Origin of the sequence: Pseudoalteromonas sp. S3178 (assembly GCF_005886985.1) — a bacterium.
GTDB lineage: Bacteria > Pseudomonadota > Gammaproteobacteria > Enterobacterales > Alteromonadaceae > Pseudoalteromonas > Pseudoalteromonas carrageenovora.
The window spans coordinates 1-372 of the sequence record NZ_PNCW01000418.1 but is presented as its reverse complement, the minus strand read 5'-3'; the positions used below and the strand labels follow the sequence as shown (position 1 = coordinate 372).

The following is a 372-nucleotide window of genomic DNA, read 5'->3' as shown; positions in this document are numbered from 1 at the left end:
AGGCGGGTCTTATTTGGCACTACAAGTGAGCGTTGTGCTGAGTACTTTACTTGTGATCATAGCCAGCGCTAATTTTATTAACTTCAATATTGCCAGTGCTGCAAAGCGTGCTAAAGAAGTCGGCATACGTAAAGCGCTAGGTGCTAGTAAGTCGCAACTCGTCACACAATTCCTGTCAGAATCGTTACTGACTGTACTGTTTTCAGGGTTTTTAGGGGTTGTAATCGTTGAGTTGGCATTGCCGCACTTTAATCAGTTAATCGCGCAGCCCCTGACATTGGTATACAACTCTCTATTTATGCTCGGTCTTGTAATTACATTGACAGTGGTTGGTTTATTTTCTGGGCTATATCCAGCTTTATTTATCTCGTC

1 protein-coding gene is annotated in these 372 nt (G+C 42.7%); it reads left to right on the top strand.

Features of this window, described 5'->3' with window-relative positions; genetic code table 11:
• The coding region (locus CWC11_RS21550) for an ABC transporter permease (protein ID WP_138684227.1) at positions 1-372 on the top strand (372 nt) is incomplete at both ends.